This window comes from Lelliottia sp. GFLA7, assembly GCF_056490165.1.
Genome location: NZ_JBWLAQ010000051.1, coordinates 1 through 474, shown reverse-complemented (window position 1 = coordinate 474; position 474 = coordinate 1). Strand labels below are relative to the sequence as shown.

The following is a 474-nucleotide window of genomic DNA, read 5'->3' as shown; positions in this document are numbered from 1 at the left end:
CGTTGGGTACGACGCCGATGCCGACGAGCACGATCTGCGCGGGCAGGACGCGCCCGTCGGCGAGCTCGACGCCCGTCACGGCGCCGCCCGTGCCGACGATCCGGGTCACCTTGGCGTCCAACTCGATTCGCATCCCGCGCTCACGGTGTGCCGCGAGCAGGTACTCCGACGTCTCCGGGCCGACGGCCCGGCCGACCAGGCGAGGTCCGGCCTCGAGCACCGTGGCGGTCCGGCCCATCTTCAGTGCGCTCGCGGCCGCCTCGACCCCGATGAAGCCGCCGCCGATGACGACGACGTCGGTGGCGTCCGGCATGCGCCGCTTGAGTTCGAGGGCGTCGTCGGCGTTGCGCAGGTACAGGACCCCGTCCAGGTCGTGGCCCGGCACGTCGATCGTTCTCGCGCGGGCGCCGACGGTCAGTGCCAGACGATCGAACGGGAACCTCGCGCCGGACGCCGCGACGGCGACCCCCGACC

General features: G+C 73.4%; 1 protein-coding gene. It reads right to left on the bottom strand.

What is annotated here, in order from left to right; genetic code table 11:
* A partial coding sequence (locus tag AC07RN_RS21095; protein WP_478337233.1) for an FAD-dependent oxidoreductase occupies window positions 1-474 on the bottom strand: 474 nt, incomplete at both ends.